This window comes from Deltaproteobacteria bacterium (genome assembly GCA_019308995.1).
Classification (GTDB): Bacteria; Desulfobacterota; Desulfarculia; order Adiutricales; family JAFDHD01; genus JAFDHD01.
In genome coordinates this window covers 1-18386 of the sequence record JAFDHD010000064.1, presented here as the reverse complement: position 1 = coordinate 18386, position 18386 = coordinate 1, and the positions used below count along the sequence as shown (strand labels likewise).

The 18386-nt window shown below is 53.3% G+C and carries 18 protein-coding genes; 11 read left to right on the top strand and 7 right to left on the bottom strand.

Annotation, left to right across the window (positions count from 1 at the left end; translation table 11 throughout):
* Positions 1 to 857, bottom strand: an 857-nt coding sequence (locus JRI95_11155) for an ABC transporter substrate-binding protein (GenBank protein MBW2062105.1), incomplete at its 3' end; no start/stop codon positions are given.
* A gap of 802 nt (positions 858 to 1659) precedes the next feature.
* Between JRI95_11155 and JRI95_11150 the strand changes: the two genes are divergently transcribed.
* Together JRI95_11150 and JRI95_11145 are read left to right on the top strand one after the other, a co-directional pair.
* Positions 1660 to 3102: a hydroxymethylglutaryl-CoA synthase family protein gene (locus tag JRI95_11150; protein ID MBW2062104.1), complete on the top strand. Its 1443-nt coding sequence runs from the start codon at positions 1660 to 1662 to the stop codon at positions 3100 to 3102.
* Positions 3102 to 4289, top strand: a complete 1188-nt coding sequence (locus tag JRI95_11145) for an acetyl-CoA acetyltransferase (GenBank protein ID MBW2062103.1) — start codon at positions 3102 to 3104, stop codon at positions 4287 to 4289. The genes JRI95_11150 and JRI95_11145 overlap by 1 nt, the downstream gene beginning before the upstream one ends.
* Before the next feature lie 127 nt (positions 4290 to 4416).
* Here JRI95_11145 and JRI95_11140 read toward each other — a convergent pair whose 3' ends face one another.
* Together JRI95_11140 and JRI95_11135 are read right to left on the bottom strand one after the other, a co-directional pair.
* On the bottom strand, positions 4417 to 4755 hold the full coding sequence (locus JRI95_11140; protein MBW2062102.1) for an SCP2 sterol-binding domain-containing protein: 339 nt from the start codon (positions 4753 to 4755) through the stop codon (positions 4417 to 4419).
* A gap of 208 nt (positions 4756 to 4963) precedes the next feature.
* Positions 4964 to 5413, bottom strand: coding sequence for an enoyl-CoA hydratase/isomerase family protein (locus JRI95_11135; GenBank protein ID MBW2062101.1), 450 nt, complete (start codon positions 5411 to 5413; stop codon positions 4964 to 4966).
* 379 nt (positions 5414 to 5792) lie between these two features.
* Here JRI95_11135 and JRI95_11130 point away from each other — a divergent pair, with 379 nt between their 5' ends.
* The 5 genes from JRI95_11130 (at position 5793) to JRI95_11110 (ending at position 11256) form a co-directional block, all read left to right on the top strand.
* The gene (locus JRI95_11130; protein ID MBW2062100.1) at positions 5793 to 6359 is read left to right on the top strand and encodes an SH3 domain-containing protein; all 567 of its coding nucleotides are present in this window, start codon (positions 5793 to 5795) and stop codon (positions 6357 to 6359) included.
* A 107-nt stretch (positions 6360 to 6466) separates the two neighbouring features.
* A complete protein-coding gene (locus tag JRI95_11125) occupies positions 6467 to 7312 on the top strand; it encodes a M48 family metalloprotease (GenBank protein MBW2062099.1) in 846 nt (281 codons plus the stop codon).
* 3 nt (positions 7313 to 7315) lie between these two features.
* Complete coding sequence (locus JRI95_11120; GenBank protein MBW2062098.1) at positions 7316 to 9466, top strand: adenylate/guanylate cyclase domain-containing protein; 2151 nt, start codon at positions 7316 to 7318, stop codon at positions 9464 to 9466.
* A 1-nt stretch (position 9467) separates the two neighbouring features.
* Complete coding sequence (locus tag JRI95_11115) at positions 9468 to 9839, top strand: 5'-nucleotidase C-terminal domain-containing protein (protein MBW2062097.1); 372 nt, start codon at positions 9468 to 9470, stop codon at positions 9837 to 9839.
* A gap of 343 nt (positions 9840 to 10182) precedes the next feature.
* A complete protein-coding gene (locus JRI95_11110) occupies positions 10183 to 11256 on the top strand; it encodes a radical SAM protein (GenBank protein MBW2062096.1) in 1074 nt (357 codons plus the stop codon).
* Between the two features lie 148 nt (positions 11257 to 11404).
* Here JRI95_11110 and JRI95_11105 read toward each other — a convergent pair whose 3' ends face one another.
* Positions 11405 to 11968, bottom strand: a complete 564-nt coding sequence (locus JRI95_11105) for a nicotinate-nucleotide adenylyltransferase (GenBank protein ID MBW2062095.1) — start codon at positions 11966 to 11968, stop codon at positions 11405 to 11407.
* Between the two features lie 7 nt (positions 11969 to 11975).
* The gene (locus JRI95_11100; protein MBW2062094.1) at positions 11976 to 12629 is read right to left on the bottom strand and encodes a CDP-alcohol phosphatidyltransferase family protein; all 654 of its coding nucleotides are present in this window, start codon (positions 12627 to 12629) and stop codon (positions 11976 to 11978) included.
* Between the two features lie 173 nt (positions 12630 to 12802).
* On the opposite strand from JRI95_11100, the gene JRI95_11095 reads away from it, so the two are divergent.
* Positions 12803 to 13315: a PaaI family thioesterase gene (locus tag JRI95_11095; protein MBW2062093.1), complete on the top strand. Its 513-nt coding sequence runs from the start codon at positions 12803 to 12805 to the stop codon at positions 13313 to 13315.
* A 255-nt stretch (positions 13316 to 13570) separates the two neighbouring features.
* Positions 13571 to 13969: a C_GCAxxG_C_C family protein gene (locus JRI95_11090; GenBank protein ID MBW2062092.1), complete on the top strand. Its 399-nt coding sequence runs from the start codon at positions 13571 to 13573 to the stop codon at positions 13967 to 13969.
* 100 nt (positions 13970 to 14069) lie between these two features.
* Here the strand turns inward: JRI95_11090 and JRI95_11085 are convergent, their stop codons facing one another.
* Positions 14070 to 15059: a 2-dehydropantoate 2-reductase gene (locus tag JRI95_11085; GenBank protein MBW2062091.1), complete on the bottom strand. Its 990-nt coding sequence runs from the start codon at positions 15057 to 15059 to the stop codon at positions 14070 to 14072.
* Positions 15060 to 15387: 328 nt separating this feature from the next.
* Between JRI95_11085 and JRI95_11080 the strand changes: the two genes are divergently transcribed.
* Together JRI95_11080 and JRI95_11075 are read left to right on the top strand one after the other, a co-directional pair.
* Positions 15388 to 16098 (top strand): isoprenylcysteine carboxylmethyltransferase family protein, encoded by a 711-nt coding sequence (locus JRI95_11080; protein ID MBW2062090.1) that lies wholly within the window; start codon positions 15388 to 15390, stop codon positions 16096 to 16098.
* A 642-nt stretch (positions 16099 to 16740) separates the two neighbouring features.
* The gene (locus tag JRI95_11075) at positions 16741 to 18039 is read left to right on the top strand and encodes an MFS transporter (protein MBW2062089.1); all 1299 of its coding nucleotides are present in this window, start codon (positions 16741 to 16743) and stop codon (positions 18037 to 18039) included.
* Positions 18040 to 18153: 114 nt separating this feature from the next.
* On the opposite strand, the gene JRI95_11070 is transcribed toward JRI95_11075, so the two are convergent.
* Entirely contained in the window at positions 18154 to 18375 is a 222-nt protein-coding gene (locus tag JRI95_11070) for a hypothetical protein (protein ID MBW2062088.1), read from the bottom strand.
* Positions 18376 to 18386 lie beyond the last annotated feature (11 nt).

The window sequence follows — 18386 nt, the reverse complement described above, 5'->3', positions numbered from 1 at the left end:
ACTCCAACATACCCATTATAAGATTCCTGACAGACCAGGATTGGAAATCTTCCGGTGGTATAGTGGGTTCCCATGAGCTGGACATCTTTGAGAATTTTTTTAGCGGTTTTGAAGAAGATAGCCGTGTAGCTCCCAGCCCCGGAGTAGCCATGATAGATCACATATTGGGCCTTGGCCTTACGCAGGGTCATGCATTCGGTAGTGGCGGTCGTGGCGCTGTAAGGATACTCGATCTCCGCCACTATGTCCAGGCCCAACTTCTTGGCATAAGCCCTTCCTTCCGGGATACCGTCCCTGCCCCAGGCGGTGGGGCTGTAAACAAAGCCGACCTTCGCCTTTCCAGAGCCTTTGTAGTTCTCCTTGATCCACTTCATGAGTATTTTTATCTGATTACCATAGGTCGCCCCCAAAGAGTAGTAGTACGGATACTTGGATGGGCCGCCTTCCGCGCCGAAGATCTCTGAGGAGTAAGAGCCGTCAAGCCACGGGATCTTTTCCTCCTTGTTGACTTTGTCTATCAACGGTTTGAGGCCGCCGGTGATGTATCCGGTCGCCAGCAGGAATTCATCCTTGCTATGCTTGGCGACGTGCTTGTTAAAATTGGCCACCTCGACCGTGGGGCTGTAACGCATGTCTTCCAAATACCAGGTGATCTTCTTGCCATTTACGCCACCGCCCTCGTCATTGACCCAGTTCATGCCATCAATGAATCCCCATCCAAATTCTGGCAGGGAGCCAACCGGTCCACTCATGGGAAACTGGGCAAGGACTATGATCTTTTTAGCTAGAACGGAACCAGGACTGCATAAAACAAGAGCCAAAATAATTGACACAACGAAAAATAATCTCTTCTTCATGATTGCTCCTCCTCTTGGGTGTCAAGGGATTAACCGCTGTCTGTGAGCCTTGGGCTCGCCCCTGGACACGGTTTCTCAATCCGGCTAGGTGGGCAGAGGCTTAAAAGAAGCTTCCTTCTCCTCATAAAGAAGAGTGGAAAAGCTCGCCCTTGCCAGCCGCTCCCGCCTCAAAAGATAGATCAAAACCCCAACTGCTCTCCTTTTTCACCTCCTTGTCAAGGCGTTTTAAGGCACAGGCAAAACATACTCCCGAGGATTCTGAGCACATTACATCTCTCGCCTCCCCGGAAAACGACGCTTCCGAAGCTAAAAAATTACCTTTTTAAACTACAGGTACTTCGTGTAAAAGACACGCACTCCGCGAAATCATAAAGACCAACCCGCGGTTCTAACGGTTGCTTTAGCCAGATTTATAATGGAACGGCTAAACAATAATGAAAGGGTATATTTTTGTCAAGAGATTAATTATTGTTTTTAACGTTCAGTGATTGTGGGGTGACGGCATACCGTCGCATTTTCCGCAGAGGTATTTCGTGCTTGACAGAACTTTTAAGGTTTCTTTAGACTATTTTAAAGACTTTATAAGGGGATAAACATTAGGGGAAGAGGACTCAATGACACCTGGCGATTAAGAGGCTCTGCGTCCGCTCACCCCAGATTATTTTTAAGGATAACGAAACCCTGAAGAAGAAGGAGTGAGAAAATGGATGTTGGCATGGTGTTCGTCATTTGAGGGAAGATAAACTGGCCGGACCTTTCAGAGATACCTGAAAAGAGTAAAAGACCGCAAGGAGGAAATTCCATGAATACTGTTGGAATCGGTTTGTGCGGGAGCTACCTGCCCATTTTTAGATTGGATCGAGGGACCGTGGCCGAGATATGGGGCCGCGCTTCCATGGGCGGGGAAAGAACGGTAGCCAACAACGACGAAGACAGCGCCACCATGGCCGTCGAGGCTTCAGTCAACTGTTTGCAAGACTCAGGCCGCCAAGAGATAGAAGGCCTCTTTTTCGCGACCACCAGCCCGGTCTACCGGGAAAAACTGAATGCAGCCCTGGTGGCCACGGCCCTGGATTTGAAACGGGAAATAACCACGGCTGATTTTTCTCACTCCCTCAGGGCCGGCACCGGGGCGCTTAAGGCGGCCCTTGATTCAGTTAAAAGCGGTTCCATGAAGCAGGTCCTTGTGGCCGCGGCTGACTGCCGAAACGGGTATCCGAGGTCAGACCAGGAACAGGCCTTTGGCGACGGCGCCGCCGCGATCCTGGTCAGTCAGGACCATGTCCTGGCTACCTTTGAAGGCAGCTACTCCATCTGCAATGAGATGTATGACGTCTGGAGAAATCCTGATGACACGTTTGTCAGGACGTGGGAGGGGCGCTTTATCCTGGGTGAAGGCTACGCCAATCATATGGTCGAGGCCGTTAGCGGGATTTTAAATAAATTAGGTCTTAAGACCAAGGATATAACCAGGGCCATCCTGCCCGCCCCGGATGCCCGCACGCACCGCAGGCTCATACAGCGGCTCGGGTTTGACGCCAAGACCCAGGTGCAGGACCCCCTGCTCTCTAACATCGGGCATACCGGCGCGGCGCATCCCCTGCTCATGCTGGTCGGCGCCTTGGAGGAGTCAAGTCCCGGAGACATCTTGCTCCTGGCCAATTACGCTGACGGCGTTGACGCCATGGTATTTAAAGTCACCGAAGAGATCGAAAAGAAAAGAGATGAGCGCCGGCTAAAGGAGTACCTCAGCCAAAAACTGATGCTCACCTCTTACGCCCGGTTCCTGAGCTACAAGGGCCTCGTTGAAACGGCGCCCGGTGAGCCTTTCCGTCTTTTTCCGTCGGCCACCGTTACCTGGCGGGACCGCAACAGCATCATGAGGTGTCATGGTAGCAGGTGCCTGAACTGCGGCACGCTCAGCTTTCCGATCCAGCGCATTTGCAATAACTGTCATGCAAAAGACAGCTACGAAGAAATCCGCATATCAGGCCTCGAAGGGGCGGTCTTTACCTTTACCCTGGACAATCTGGCTGGCAGAAGTGACGACCCGGTGGTGGTTCAGACTATTGCCGATCTGGGGGAGGAAAAGGTTCGATTTTACTCGATGATGACAGACTGCATCCCCTCCGAGGCTAAGATAGGCATGCCTGTCGGCCTGACCTTCAGGCGGATTTACGAGGGCTCGGGCATGCATAATTATTTCTGGAAATTAAGACCGCTTCATACGGGAGGTAATAAGTAATGGGCAGTATTAAAGATGAAGTCGCCATCATCGGCATGGGATGTTCCAAGTTTGGCGAACGCTGGGACGCAGGCACGGAAGACCTGGCCATTGAGGCCGCCTATGAAGCCTTTGAGGATGCCGGCGTTGAGAAGCAGGATATCGAGGCCTGCTATCACGCCCAGGTGATGGCTTCCGTGATCGGCGTCGGTGGAACCACGGTCGCCGACGCCTTAAAGCTGCGCGATATCCCCATCCTGCGTAATGAAAACTGGTGCGCCTCCGGGCACATCGCCCTGATCGAGGCCTGCATGGCGGTGGCCAGCGGGGCCTTTGACCTGGTGCTGGCCATCGGGGTCGAAAAACTGAAAGACACAGGATACCCCGGCCTGGGAACCGGGCGAGGCATGCACCCGGTTTACGAGGCCAGACGCACCTCCCCCGGGTCTTTCGGGCTGATCGCCCAGCGTTATTTTGAGACTTATGGTTTAAGTATAGAACAAGGCAAGGAAACACTGGCCAAGATCGAGGTCAAGAACCACGACAACGGGAGCCTCTGCCCCAAGGCGCATTTTCATAACAGGATTACGGTGGAACAGGTCCTCAAGGCCCCGATTGTCGCCTGGCCCCTGGGTCTCTTTGACTGCTGCGGCAACAGCGACGGCGCAGCCTGCGCCATTGTCACCACCGCCGCAAAGGCGAGGGACTTCCGCTCCGATTCTGTTTACCTCAAAGGATTCGGCATCGCCACAGATTCCATGCTGCCTCATTTCAGACCGGGATTTTCCTGGACCAGCTTTGACTCCCTGGTCAAATCTTCTCACAAGGCATACGAGATGGCCGGAATTAAGAACCCCAGGGAGGAGCTGGACGTGGCCGAGGTGCATGACTGCTTCTCCATTACCGAACTCCTGATCTACGAAGATTTCGGCTTCAGTCCCAGGGGGTCTGCCAGGGAAGATGTTGATGCAGGCTTTTTTACCCGCGAGGGCGGACTGCCCGTCAATATAGACGGCGGACTGAAATGCTTCGGGCACCCGATTGGCGCCAGCGGGCTCAGGATGACCTATGAGGTTTATAAACAGCTCCAAGGCAAGGCGGATCTGCCAGAAAGGCAGATCAAAAACCCAAGGCTCGGCCTGGCTCATACCTTTGGCGGCCCGCCCCAGATCAGCGCGGTGGCCATTTTGGGCAGTGAAAAAGGGTAGCCAGGAAATCGCCAAAACCGATTAATGCAAAGACAGATAGATTCTGCACACATCCATAGTTCAGCCCCGGCATCCGGGCGTTTCCTGAGGCCGGGGCCGAACTTTGAGACGCGGGGAGTTTTTGGCCCTAACTCTGGGGCGCCTCAAAAAGCTGAGCCAGGACCTGAGCCTTCATCATGTCCCCTTCAATTTTCAGCTTGCCCGAAGTGAAGGCCATCATGGGGTTCAGTTCCCCGGTAATCATCTTGACGAAATCCTCGTCCGACAGCTTCATGGTAGTGGTGGGATTTTCAGCCTGACCCTGCCTGATCTCGCATTTCTGGTCCTTGATGGTGATATTCCAGTCACCGCCGGCAGGACCGGAGAGACTATACTGGAACACCGCCTCGACCCCTTTAGCCGCCTCGGGTTTAAAGGCCTGGGCCATCATGTCAAATATTTCCGCCGGTGTAGGTGCTGCTGCCATGCTAGGTCACCTCTCTTAATTATTAAACTAGGTTATGAGTTGGGTGCAAAATTATACGGGTATTAATAAATCAGACTACTCTGGCAGTTACTGATTGTCAAATTAAAAAGGTGCCCGCCTTTCACCGGCAGGGGCTTCTGGCACTCGTACGATCAGGTATGTCACCCTTAAGAACCGGGAGGAGAAATCAATTTAAAAGCGATCACAGCTATTCAGGTCTTTTCAGTCGTCCCAGGGCGTTCAGCTGGCCGTGATAACGGAAGAGAGCACCGAGGCCCATGATCTCCAGGTTGGTGTTGAGCGATTCCTTGCAATAAAAGAGACGCGTCGGATGCGTCTGGGCTATCTGGGAGGCTATTTGGTTCACGGTCTCCTCGAGCTGATCCGGAGGAACGGCCAGGCTGACCAGTCCGACCCGTTCGGCCTCCTTGCCGTCTATAAATTTATTGGTAAATAAAAGATACCTGGCCTTTTTCGGCCCTAATAGAAGCTGCCACAAAGGCATACTGCTCACGCCCTGCGAACCAAGGGGATGTCCGAGGACAGCGTCTTCAGCCGCCACGCTGATATCGCACACCATCTGGAGATAGCATCCCCCGGCCAGGGTATAGCCGTGAATCTGCGCAATGGTCGGCTTGGGGAAATTCCAGATGCGCATGTACCGGCCCTCTGGCAGAAGCCGTAGGGTTATTTGACAAAGAAACTGTTTTCAAGTTTTGGAAGAGGGCGGGGATAAACCCCGCCCCTACTCTAAAACTCTAAATCGGTATTGTAGGGGCGGGGTTTATCCCCGCCCGTATTTTTCTTGGATTTCATACTATTAAATTCTGAAACAGGAGAAATAGTTTCTTAGAATCGAAGCAATGATGATACATTAGTATATGATTGATCGCAGTTTAGTATAAATTGCCCAAGACTCAGGAGACCGATTCGGCGATGTCTTTTCCGTTGACACAAAAATGGGTTTATTTTAATTTATAAGAACACGGTTAATCCTGTACTGCATCAAATAATCTCAGCCGAAAGGAGACCCTTATATGGCGGAAGAACTCAAAGAAGAGGGCCGGAGCCTGCTGGATAAACTGGATATATTCAAAAAGAAAAGCGCAAAAGGGGTGGATAAAGTCAAGACCGGTTATTCCGCGGTTGAGGATAAATTACTGTTTGTTAGCGTGCAGGTACAGAAGGGACATGTTCGGTCCCGGCCTTCGTTTTTAGGCGAGATCGTGGCGACGCTCTCTTATGGCGACCGGATCAGGGTGCGGGGTAAACAAGGCAGCTGGACCAAGGTCAGGCTGCCTGAAGGTGAAGGGGAAGGCTGGATGCATAAGTCGGCCCTGACCAGGAAGAAGATCATCCTCGATCCTGAGGCTGCTGATGTCGAAGAGGCGGCTACCAGCGATGAATTGGCCTTAGCAGGCAAGGGGTTCAATGAACACGTTGAAGCCCGGTTCAAAGGCAAGCATCAGGACCTCGACTACATCATAATAGACCGCATGGAGCAAATCATAGTCTCCCAGGAACAGATATCCGGGTTTTTAAAAGAGGGTGAGCTTACGCCGAAGAAAGAGCGTCTTTCAGGTCCTGAAGGAGGTGCCCCATGACAGGCCTCAGCAGACGAGCGTTCTTGAGCCAAACCGGCCGGTGGGCCGTTCTGGGTCTTGGAGTCGCCCCTGCCTTGTCCGGGGCCGTTTCCGGCTGCGCCACCACTATGACCGCTACCTCCAAAATAGGCACCACACTGGGTGTGAAAGCCGGTGCTATTGATGAAACCAAGGCAGAGGCCATTCACAAGAGCGTGCAGGAGGCGGCCAGAAGCTTCAGGGACTTCACGCCGGAGCAGGAATATTACATCGGCCGGGCCGTGGGTGCGACCATCCTCAAACGGTACAGGCCTTATGAAAACCAGGAAGCCACCCTGTACCTGAACGTGCTTGGTCAAACCCTGGCCCGGTTTTCAGAACTGCCCGAGACCTTCAATGGATACCACTTTCTCATCCTGGATTCGGATGACATCAACGCCCTGTCCGCACCAGGGGGGCTTATTTTCATCTCCCGGGGAATGCTTCGGTGCTGTGAGCATGAGGACGCCCTGGCCGCGGTCCTGGCCCATGAAATCGGACACATCCAGTATAAACACGGCCTGCAGGCCATTAAGACCTCGCGTGTCACGACCGCCCTGACGACCCTGGCGATCAAAGGCGCCAAAGGCCTTGGCAGTGCGAAACTGGCCAGGCTGACCGAGACTTTCGAAGATTCCATCCACGATATCACCTCAACCCTGATCAGCCGCGGCTACTCCCGCGCCTTTGAGGTGAGCGCCGACCACGCGGCCGTGGCCATCCTGGATCGGGTGGGCTACAACCCCCGCGGCCTGGTGGACATGCTGGAGGTCATGAAAAAAAAGCTCAAACCCGGCGGTCTAGATTTTGCCAGAACTCATCCCTCGCCGTCCTGGAGGATTGCCGGGCTCCAGGATTTTATCTCTGCACACCCCGAGGTCAAAAGGCCAAAAGCCCGGCAAGACAGGTTTTTAAAGGCTTTAGGGAGCGTTTAATCAATGCCTGTTCGCCTGAGCCCAGGCAAGAAAAAGTTCATCCAAAGCCTTTTCCTTTGCCTGGGAGGCACGGCCCTGGCCCTGATTTTGTGGACCATGGGCTGGTTCGATAGTTGGGAGGCCAAGACCTGGGACTGGCGCGTCTCCATGCTGGCCAAACCCGGCCAAGCCACAGATGAAATCCGCCTGATCCTGCTGGATCAAAACAGCCTGGACTGGGCAAAAAACACACACGGGCTGAGCTGGCCCTGGCCCAGAGAAACCTACAGCGCCATTACGAACTACTGCCATCGGAGCGGGGCCAAGGCCCTGGCTTTTGATGTCATTTTCTCCGAGCCCTCCAAGTATGGGGTTGAGGACGACGCCAGCTTCGGCGCGGCCATCTCTGAGTTCGGCCGCTTCGCCGCTTCGGTTCACCTGGGGCGCACAACTGGCAGCGAGACGAGCTGGCCCCCGCATCTTGCTTCACCTAAATTCAAAATTATCGGCCTGGAGAGCTGGCTGGTCCGAACCGAAGCCCGGGGGATAACCCTGCCTCGAGCCAGCATGCCCATCCCCGAGGTGTCCCGCAATGCGGCCGTTCTTTGCAACGTGCACGCCAGACCTGACCCGGACGGCATCTTCCGCCGCGTCAGGCTCTTCGGGACGTTTGACGGCCAGGTCCTGCCTTACCTGGGATTGGGGGCGTACCTGGCGGCAAACCCTGACGCGCCGATGCGCATCGAGCCGGGGAGACTGACCATCGGCCAGCGCTCCATTCCCATTGATAATCAGGGTGATGTTATTTTACGCTTCCGGGGCCCGTCTGGCACCCATAAGGCCTACAGCGCTGCCGCAGTCCTCCAGTCCGAAATCCGTGTCCTCGCGGGCCTGGAACCCGTCATTCGGGATAAAGCGGCCTTTAAAGACAAGTATATTCTTTTCGGCTTCTCCGCTCCGGGACTGTATGACCTGCGGCCCACGCCGGTGAGCGGCGTCTATCCCGGGGTGGAAATTCACGTCACCCTGCTCGACAACTTTCTCTCCGGCGACTTCATGCGCCACGTCCCCCCCTGGCTGACCATCGGCCTGGTTATCATATCAGCCTTGACCTGTTCGCTCCTAGCCACTTATTTCAGCCTTCCCTTCCAGAGCATCATCATCGGTCTCGTGGTCTTTAGCCTTCCCGTTCTGCTTTCCATTGGGCTGTATATCAAAGGTTTCTGGCTGTCGCTGGTCATTCTGGAACTGGCTGTTTTCACCACTTATGCTTCGGCTTTGATGGCCAACTACGCCATCGAGGGACAGCAAAGGCGATTCATCAAGAGCGCCTTCAGGCAGTACCTCAGCCCTATGGTCATCGAGCAGCTTATCCAGAACCCGCAAAAACTTGAGCTGGGCGGAGAGCGAAAGGTCCTGTCCATCTTCTTCTCCGACATCGCCGACTTTACCACCATGTCTGAAGATATGACCGCGGAAAACCTGACCATGCTCCTTAACGACTACCTTTCAGCCATGACCGATATCATTCACGCTCACGGCGGGACCCTGGACAAATACGAGGGTGACGCCATCATCGCTTTTTGGAACGCGCCGCTCGATGTTCCGGAACACGCGGTCAAGGCCGTGAGGGCCTCGCTTTTCTGCCAGTCCAAGCTTGCTGAAATCAGGCCTATTTATCGTGAGCGCACCGGCTGGGATATGTTCATGCGTATCGGCGTCAACACCGGCGTAGCCGTGGTGGGCAACATGGGATCGCATACCAGATTCGATTACACCATGTTTGGCGACGCCGTGAACCTTGCCTCACGGCTTGAAGGCATAAACAAGGAATTCGGGACCTACACCGTAATCTCTCAGTCCACACGCGACCTCCTGGGCGAAGAGTTTATGGTGCGAGAGCTGGCGCGGGTGGTTGTAATCGGCCGTCGTGAATCGGTGACGATCTATGAGCCCATGCTTCACGAAGCATACGAGTGGAGAAAGGAGGTCCTGGCAGCCTTCGCTCATGGGCTGGACCTGTTTTACCAGGGCCGCTTCGAAGAAGCGATAGAGGTTTTCTCTGCCATCGAGCATCGTGACCCCCCTGCGGCTGCTTACATCAAAAAATGCGAGGCTCTCATGGCTTCACCTCCCGAGGACTGGCAGGGGCTGTGGGTTGTGATCACAAAATGACATGAGGCGTATCCCTGTCCAGTCACCCTCAAGACGCTGGATCATAATCCGCACCGAACCTGGCTCCGCTTTTCCTTACGTCGGCGGGGCGCGTTATAGAGCTGATATGACCAGGCCGCAAGGAGAGCGCATTGTCAGCGTTGAAATCAAGAACGAAAAAGGTAAATGGAAACCTTTGAACGACACGACCGCCTATTTGATAGTAACCAACAGCTACCTGGCCAACGGCGGTGATGGATACCATGTCCTGCGAAAGACCTCCAGATACCGCTATGATACGGGATTTGTAGATACCGAGGTCTTTATGGAATATGCCTCCAAGCTTGGCACGCTCCACCCTCCAAAAGATACCGGCGTCACTTATATCAAGTAATTTGGCCTTTCAATCGGAATGTATTTTACCATCCTCTTTAGCCGCCTCTTGACAAATGGGCCTGGACTGTCACAATGAAAAATAATTATAGAAAATATGCTAGTCATGCCAGATGATCATGAGCAGGTCTTTATGATCTTTTTTTCATGGATTCTCAATCGCCTGGCTGAAATGACTCTTTTAAGGATTCAGGAAGAAACCGTGAAAGGAACACCTTGAAGCTGTGAATAATTGAAATGGTCTCGCGGTTTTTCGGTTTTAAGATGTTATTGGCGTAAGCCTTCCACATATATCTTATGAAGGCAGGTTAAAATCGCTCTTTCGGCGTCTCAGGAGGGAAACAATGCTGGAGACACTGAGATATAAAAGCGCAAACGGAGTGCGGGCCGTGAGGTGCTGGTTCATACCCTATGTATTCACCCGCGTCCACGCCAAGGAGTTCAGGCCGGTTTTATGCTATCTTTATACTGACTGGAAGTGCAACATTGACTGCCATTACTGCTTTCAATTTAACAATGACCAGCCGGGCATGGATCTGGAGACGGCCAAAAGTTCCATGGACTGGCTCAAGTCCATCGGCTGCCGGGTCATTGCCATCATGGGCGGCGAGCCGCTGGTGCGTAAGGATTTCATCCTGGAGGTCATCCGCTACGGCGCGTCAAACGGCCTGTTCATATACCTTCCCACCAACGGTTACCTGATGGACAGGGCCTTTATTGACGAGATGGGTCAGGCGGGTGTGGCCGCCGTCAATCTCGCCGTGGACTGTGTGGCCCCCCGCAAGGGCCTTCCCAAGGCGCTTCTCAGTATCGAGCCGCAGTTTCGCTACCTCGTTGAGAAACAAAATAAATACGGATACATCCTCTTCTTCAATATCAATATCTGCCGCACCAACATCAAGGACGTAAAGATGCTAACCGAAATCGCTCACCAGAACTGTATTGGCACTGACTACCATCTCAACGAACCACCCCAGGGCTTAATAAACGTGGACTTTTACAAACACCAGGATGACGATTATCTCAGCATTACACCGGACCAGTACGAGGAGGTGGACGAACTCCTGGACTGGCTCAGCGAAAAGCAGCGCCAGGGCTGGGGCATGGTCAACTCTATCGCCCACCTTCAATCATTCAAGGACAGAATGCGGGGGCAGATGAAGCCATGGGACTGCCGCGCCGGCCACAACGGCGCCCTGATCCGTCCGGATGGCACCCTCTCGCCCTGCTTCGACCTCATGAGCTACGATTACGACTGGGGCCGAATCTGGGAGCCGAAATTTGACGAGGAGAGGCTGAACGAGATCAAAAAAGAATGCGTGCCTTCATGCTCCTCCACCTGCTTTTACACCATGGGCCACTACTATAATCCGCGCTGGATCTATCAATGGATTCGCAAGCACACCCTGGCGGGATGAGGCGTAAGCGCCGCAGTGATTGCGGGGCTGACACAATTAAAACCTGACACCGTGGGTCAACCCATGACCTGAAGCTAACCTGCTCACCTTTTTTCAAAGATTATCTTCGCGCCCAAGGCAGGGCCAAAAGAGATCTCAGGGCCGGTCGTCAAGGGAAGAGACTGCTCAGACGGCGCAGCCGCTCGGGAATATCCCACTTTTTCATCAGGGCGGCGGTTGTCCGCGGCACCAGGTCCTCCCATTTCTCCCCGTTGGCCATGCGCTGTCGAACATCGGTGCCGCTGATCCTTTTTTCATGAGGCTGCTTTCCCCACAGGACCTCGGTTTTAAGTTTCAGCTTTTGGAACTGTTTGAGTTTCTTGCGGCCCCAATCATCGTAAATAGTCAGGAAAAAAGTCGCCTCCAGAGGCACGTAATGATGATAAAGGTCTGGCAGGTTAATGGGCAGGGGAACCACGGAGAAGCTCTCCTCTAACAGGCCCGCCTCAACTAGAACGGTCCGCACCATGACATAACGCTCATAGTAGGTCATAGGATTGGCCAGGGGCTGGCTGCGGTTCGGGTCGGCCTTTTCGTCTTTGGTTACACTAGGGTCCGGGTTCGTGACGCCGACAACGAGGTGTCGGCATCTAGCCTTGCCCGCCAGGAGGTACTTGAGGTGGTCGTTGTGCAGAACCTGGAAACGACCGTGAACGACGCCGGTTTCGATCATAAAAACCTCAGGAATACTTTCGGTACACACGCAGCATCTGAGCAATCTCCACCGCGTTGGGGTGGACGGCCAGATAGATAAGCGCCACCAGAGGCAGAGGCGGCCAGAGAAGGGTGCCCCAGGCGCAGAGGATCATGACCATGCTTCGTGTGCCTTTGCTGGCCAAGCTGTGCCGGCCTAAATCCAGGTCCAGTGACTCAGCCCGGGCCGCGGCATAGCTGCCCAGGTTGCTGCCGATAACGGCCAGCGCTCCAAGGATGAGAAGCAGCCACAGAGGCCACTCCAGCGGCAGACGAACAAGGTAAATCGTCAGGCCGATAATCATGGACCCCTCCGCGTAACGGTCCAGCACGGAATCGAGATAGGCCCCGGCCGAGCTCTGGCGATCGGTGAGCCGGGCAAACTGACCGTCCACCCCGTCCAGGATTTGACTCGCGGCAGCTAACAGCCCGGCCAGCCAGGCCCAGCCCAAGGCAAAAATGACTCCGCCCAGCGTCCCCAGAATCGCCGCACAAACGGTGATCATCCAGGGCTGGAGCCAGGAGAGATGGACAAGGTGAGGCGTGATGCGCGCCGAAAGATGACACTTGATCCATTTCAGGATAAAACGATCGGTCGGTTTGGTCTGCCATGCGGACGAGGTCTCAGGTGAATCAATCATGTTTGCAATCCTGGTTCGAGATTGAACGGTTCTCCCTGGCAGCGAATCTCCAGATACAATGTTACGAAATTAAAAGGATAATATTATATCCCGAAAATTTCGGACAAAACAATTAAAAAGTTGCCTCATGAACCGTGAACCATGCTATATCAATTAAGGAAACACACTCGGTAATGGATAAAAAACATTACATAGAATTGCCAAACAGTGACAGGCACAACTGCTTTGCCTGCAGCTCGATTAATCCTTACGGGCTTCAGATGAAATTTTTTACGGATGAGAAAGCAGTATACTCCTGGATTACCGTGCCAAGGCACCTGTGCGGATATAACAATGTCGTTCACGGCGGGATTGTTTCGACCATTTTAGATGAAATCATGGGCTGGGCCGCTATTTATCTGTTAAAGAAAATTACCTTAACCAAAACCATGACAATTGATTTCATCAAAACCGTCTATATCGGTGAACCGTTAAAGACGGAAGGAAAGGTGCTTAATCTTTGCGGCAAGCGGGAAGCGTTGATCGAGGGTTTCATTTTCAACGAGAAGGGGGAACTCTGTGCCAGGTCAAAAGGGAGCTTTACTTTGCTCTCGCCAAAACTCGCCGTAAGGATCGGTGTCATGAACGATGAGGATATAAGGTCCTTTTTTGAGCCTCTCGTGAATCTGAACGGCAATACATCATAGTGGTAAAAATCATTCTCAGAGCGCACCGTGACGCAGACCGCCATATCCAGGATACCGCTTGCTAAATGAAAAAAGAGAGCCTGATGGTTCTGAAAAAGACTGTCAGCGAGACGGATTCAGGAGCGGCAGTCCTTTGATTATCAAACGAAGATAAAGGAGACATTCATGGCAGACGATCGTTTAGAAAGGCATTGGAAGCAAGGCGTTAAGCTCATGGCAGGCGGTTATACCTGAGCCGAGGCGGTCCTGCAGGTCATGCGGGAGGAATTGGACTGGGACCCTTTCCCCTTTCAGTGGGCTACAACAGGTTACCAGGGCGCTATTCACACGGGGAGGACCATATGCGGCGCCCTTTTTGGAGGAGCGGTCGTACTCGGACTTCTCCATGGCACAAACTCAGCCCAGGCCCCTGGAGTCGAAGACGAAAGGAGGACCAAGGCCATCGAATCTGTGCATAACCTTTTTCAGGGCTTTATCGAACGGTTCGGCGATACGGATTGCCAGCGCCTGACCGGATGTGACTTCAGCCAGGAAGAAGACGAGGCAAGGTACCGCCAGGACGAAATCTATATCACCTGCTTTCAGTATTTTAAATACGTCCTGGAAAAATGCCTGGATCAATCGGCTTCCCTGGTAAAAAATGAAAAAGGTTAAACATTAAGCCAATAGGCACCGATTTGGAAGATACGTTGATATCGAGCGATTCAGGCAGGAGGGCGCTGTCTGACCGGCATTCTGATCTGGTGTTTGTCGCTTATAATTTGCCTCCGGCCTCAGTAACGAACGTTCGAACCTGGCCCACCGAATAGCTGCCCGGCCTGCCTCCTTCTTTAACCAGACGATTTGCTAGCTGCTGGAGCACCCTGTTGGCGGGTGTGGCTACCCCATGCAGTTTTCCTAATAGAACGATTTCTCCGTTGAGGTAATCGGCCTCGATGGAGCCGGCGCCTCGCGCGATGCTTTGCCAGGAAGACCCGCCCGAGCGCTGCCTGCCATCAATGGGCGCTAACTGAATATGATCGGCGCGGCGGTCGTTCATTTCGTCGCGGCTGGCGCATTGGATGCCTGCGGCTTCATAGCAGTGCAGTGCTTCGCGGGTGGCCAGGCGCATGATGTCCTGCGCTTCATTGCCTTGCGGTTCACAGAGGGCCTGGAGTGAATTCCCCAGGTTCATTAACAGTTTGGCATACTTCCAGCGCATGATGCTGGGATCGGCGCTGGCGCTGAAATTGGAAGCGGACAGGGTCGCGGTCACCTCTTGGATAACTGCATCAATACCTGAAGGGAAACAGCCTGCATCAAGAATACCGGTGGTCGTTCTGGATTCTGTTTGCACGATCCCGGGTTCCATGTGGCTGGCAGGCAGCATAACGACCATCCCGTAAACACGGCTGAAACGGCGCGCCGCCATCCGTTCATTGGCCACGCCGTTCTGAGAGCAGATTACAGGGATGTCTTCCCCGGCTTGGTCTCTCAGCGCTTCTAGTGCTTCAAGAGTGTCCTGGGTTTTCATGGTCAGAAAGACAACGTCTTCTGTCTTAAACTCCATTTCTGAAGGATGCCTGACGCTAGAAATGGGCAGCGTCACTGTTTCGGACGGGGATTTAAAGATTAACCCGCGTTCCTGTATGGCCTCAAGATGCGCACCGCGAGCGATCAGCACGACATCATGCCCGTGCTGATAAAGACGCGCTCCGATGGTGCCGCCGATGGCCCCGGCCCCGTAAATGATATATCGCATCATTTCTCCGGGGACTTCATGAGATATATTTGGTTACGCTGATAAGCTTCTGCTTTAAAATCAGGAGAAAAAGCCAAACAGCCAAAGTCAGTCCTCTCCATATATTTTTCAAGGATACGGTATTTCTTCGGACATTACCTAAATTTCCCTCATATTAATAATTTACAAAATATCTTTTAGCCGCTAATTTAGCATAGAAAAAGTTTGAGGAAAAGGAAACATATTCTGAGCTTAAGGAAAAAAACAGAACGCCAGAGCCGATCAGGCGTCCGTTTCGATTTGATCTCAGGAATTGAGATGCCGGGAGGTAAAAATTAACACTGACCATACGTTGAAACTACCAAATGACAAACCTGATATCACCAGAGGGATTTTAAAGCGGGCGATTCAGATCGTGGTTCAACTGCTAATCCAGGGGGCTATCTTGTTCTTGTCTTCGGGCCGCCTGGACTGGTGGATGGCGTGGGTCTATCTCAGCGTCATTATAGTCGCTATATGCGTGAACGCATTTTTCCTGATCAGAAGAAACCCGGAATTGATAGCAGAACGCGCGCAGATGAAAAAGGACACCAAGGGCTGGGACAAGATACTCGGCAGTCTTTACATCATTACCTCGATCATGGTTGTGCTGCTCATTGCCGGGCTGGACACGCGCTTCGGGTGGTCGCTGCAGATTCCTCTGACGCTCCAACTGATCGCGCTGGCGATCGGTGTTCTGGGTTTTAGCTTTGCAAACTGGGCCCTGGTGTCAAACGCCTTTTTTTCCGGGACGGTGCGAATCCAGACTGAGCGGGGCCATACCGTTGTCTCCAGCGGGCCTTACCGGTTCGTGCGCCATCCCGGTTACGCCGGGTGGACGGTTTTCAACATTGCAACACCGATAATACTTGGCTCCCTGTGGGCCTCTGTCCCGGCGGGGCTGGCGACGCTCATTCTCATCGTCCGCACCGAGCTTGAGGACAGGACGCTTAAGAATGAACTCGAAGGCTACAGGGATTATGCCGCGCGGGTGCGTTGCCGTCTCGTGCCGGGTGTCTGGTAACCTCGGTCATTTATCCTCTGAAAGGACTTGGGATCATAGGCGATTAGATTTGTAGTTTTTGATGATCTAATCAACCTCCAATCTGCCTCCGGCTCTATATTCTAAAGACATTCCTCACCTGAGCCAATTTTCCAAGCAGTGTCGTGATTTCAAACATAGGTAATACTGAGAAGCGTTAATTGAGATAGCCTTCGTTTAGTTTACTATCAAAGAAAAATGCACTCGCTTCGCTCGCCTTTGACAAGTACTTGGTCCAGAAAGGGCTCAGGCGGTTTTCTGAAGCGACTGTTTATCTGATGCCGGTTCAGGAGGAACAAGGCGAAGATAATCAGAGCAAAAGAGTCCAGGGATGGACGAACGAGTGGCAAGCGTAAGAAAACCGGCTGAGCCCTCAGGGAGTATTGATATTACCCATGTTTCAAAACTCCGCAGGCAATTTTCCCACAATTTTCCAGACAGGCGCTTTACATGGAGGCTCCTTTTTTTTATACTCTTTATATTCAGGAAATGGGTGCCATTCACGCCCTGAGCGGGCGTTACCCCATATTATAGATTTCCGCCAGTCACTTGTTTTCCAGAAGGCTTCCACAGGAGTTGGAAGATCCTTGGCTGCTGAGTTCCGCTGTTTGTTGAGAACTAAAAATGAGGAAGAAGATATTTTACGGATGGTGGATTGTCCTTGCGACACACATCATCTGCCTGCTGGGCTTTGGGACATGGCTTTATAGCTTTGGCGTGTTTTTCAAACCCATGATGATCGAGTTCGGCTGGACGCGGGCCATGACCGCCGGCGCGGCTTCCCTGCGCAGCGTCGAGGGCGGGGTCGCCGGGCCGGTTGTTGGCTGGGCCGTGGACAAGTATGGGGCGCGCGTCATCATTATCATCGGCGCGGTCATATCCGGCCTCGGCTTTGTCTTGATGCCGTTTATCAAATCGCTTTTAGGTTTTTACCTGATCTACGGCTTTTTACTGTCTATCGGGATGAGCGCCATGCTTTACATCCCGGCCTTTACCGTGATTGCCAAATGGTTTCAGCGCCGGTTGACTTTAGCCAATGCCTTGCTCGCGGCTGGCGCCGGGTTCGGCGGTCTGATCTGCGCCCCCATCGTGGCGGTGCTCATCACGCATTACGGGTGGCGCTTCGCCTTCCTGGTTATGGGCATCGCGATCTGGGTCATAGTGATACCGCTGGCGCTGGTGGTCAGAGACAGTCCGGAAGAGATGGGGCTCAGGCCTGACGGCGATCCACCCGATAGCGAGGATCAGGAGGCGGAGGATTCTATATTAGACGCCAAGGCAGAACCCTCAACAGCCTCGGGAACAGTAGATTTTACCCTTAGGCAGGCTCTTTCTTCGTCCGCCTTCTGGTTCATATCTCTGGCCTTCTTTTTTCAAAGCATGGCCCATTCTGTCGTGTTTGTTCACGCGGTGCCGGCGCTGACCGACGTGGGCATATCCATGGAAAAGGCCGCCTTCGCCATCGGTCTTCTGACTCTCGTCAGCGTGGTAGGCCGACTTTCCTTCGGCTTTTTGGGCGATATAATCACCAAGCGCTATTTGTTCATGGTTTCCTACAGTCTCATGGGCACCGGCGTCCTGATCCTGATGAACGCGCGCACCATGCCCATGGTTTATGTCTTTATCGCCCTGTTCGGCGTTGGTTTCGGAGGCAACGTTCCCTTGATGGCAGCCATTCGCGCCGAATACTTCGGCCGTCTGGCCCTGGGGAAAATCCAGGGCTTCATGACGCCGGTGACCATGCTCGCAGGCGCGATCGGGCCTATTTCAGCCGGTTACCTCTTTGACACCACCGGGACGTATCGTCTCGCCTTCTTATTAACCGGGCTGGCAACCTTTTTGGCCGCGGTGGTCATGTTTTTCGCCCGCCCGGCCAGGCTCCCCAAAGGACCGACGGTTCAGGGAACTCGAAATTTAAAGTAAATGATCGTTATCATGAAGTCATGAGTGAGGCGGGGGCCTTACTTCCTCCTCTCCCTGATGAGGGAGAGAAAGCTAAAAACGCGGCCTGATTCGATTTTTAAACCGCTCTAGACTTTATCGGCCATGGGCCTCCAGGTAAGTCCGGTACTGAAACAAGCTGAACATGACCCGGGCGGCCAGGGGAAAGGACGGGAAGCTCGCAAAGCCTGCCTGGTTATATCTGGCCTGCATCTCCTGCCGCAGGGCCTCGGCCTCCAATGATCCGCCTCGACCCTCCCCCAAGACGATGAATGCCGGTTTCTCCAGGGCCTTCACACCCTCAAGGGTCTGTTTCATATATCCATCCA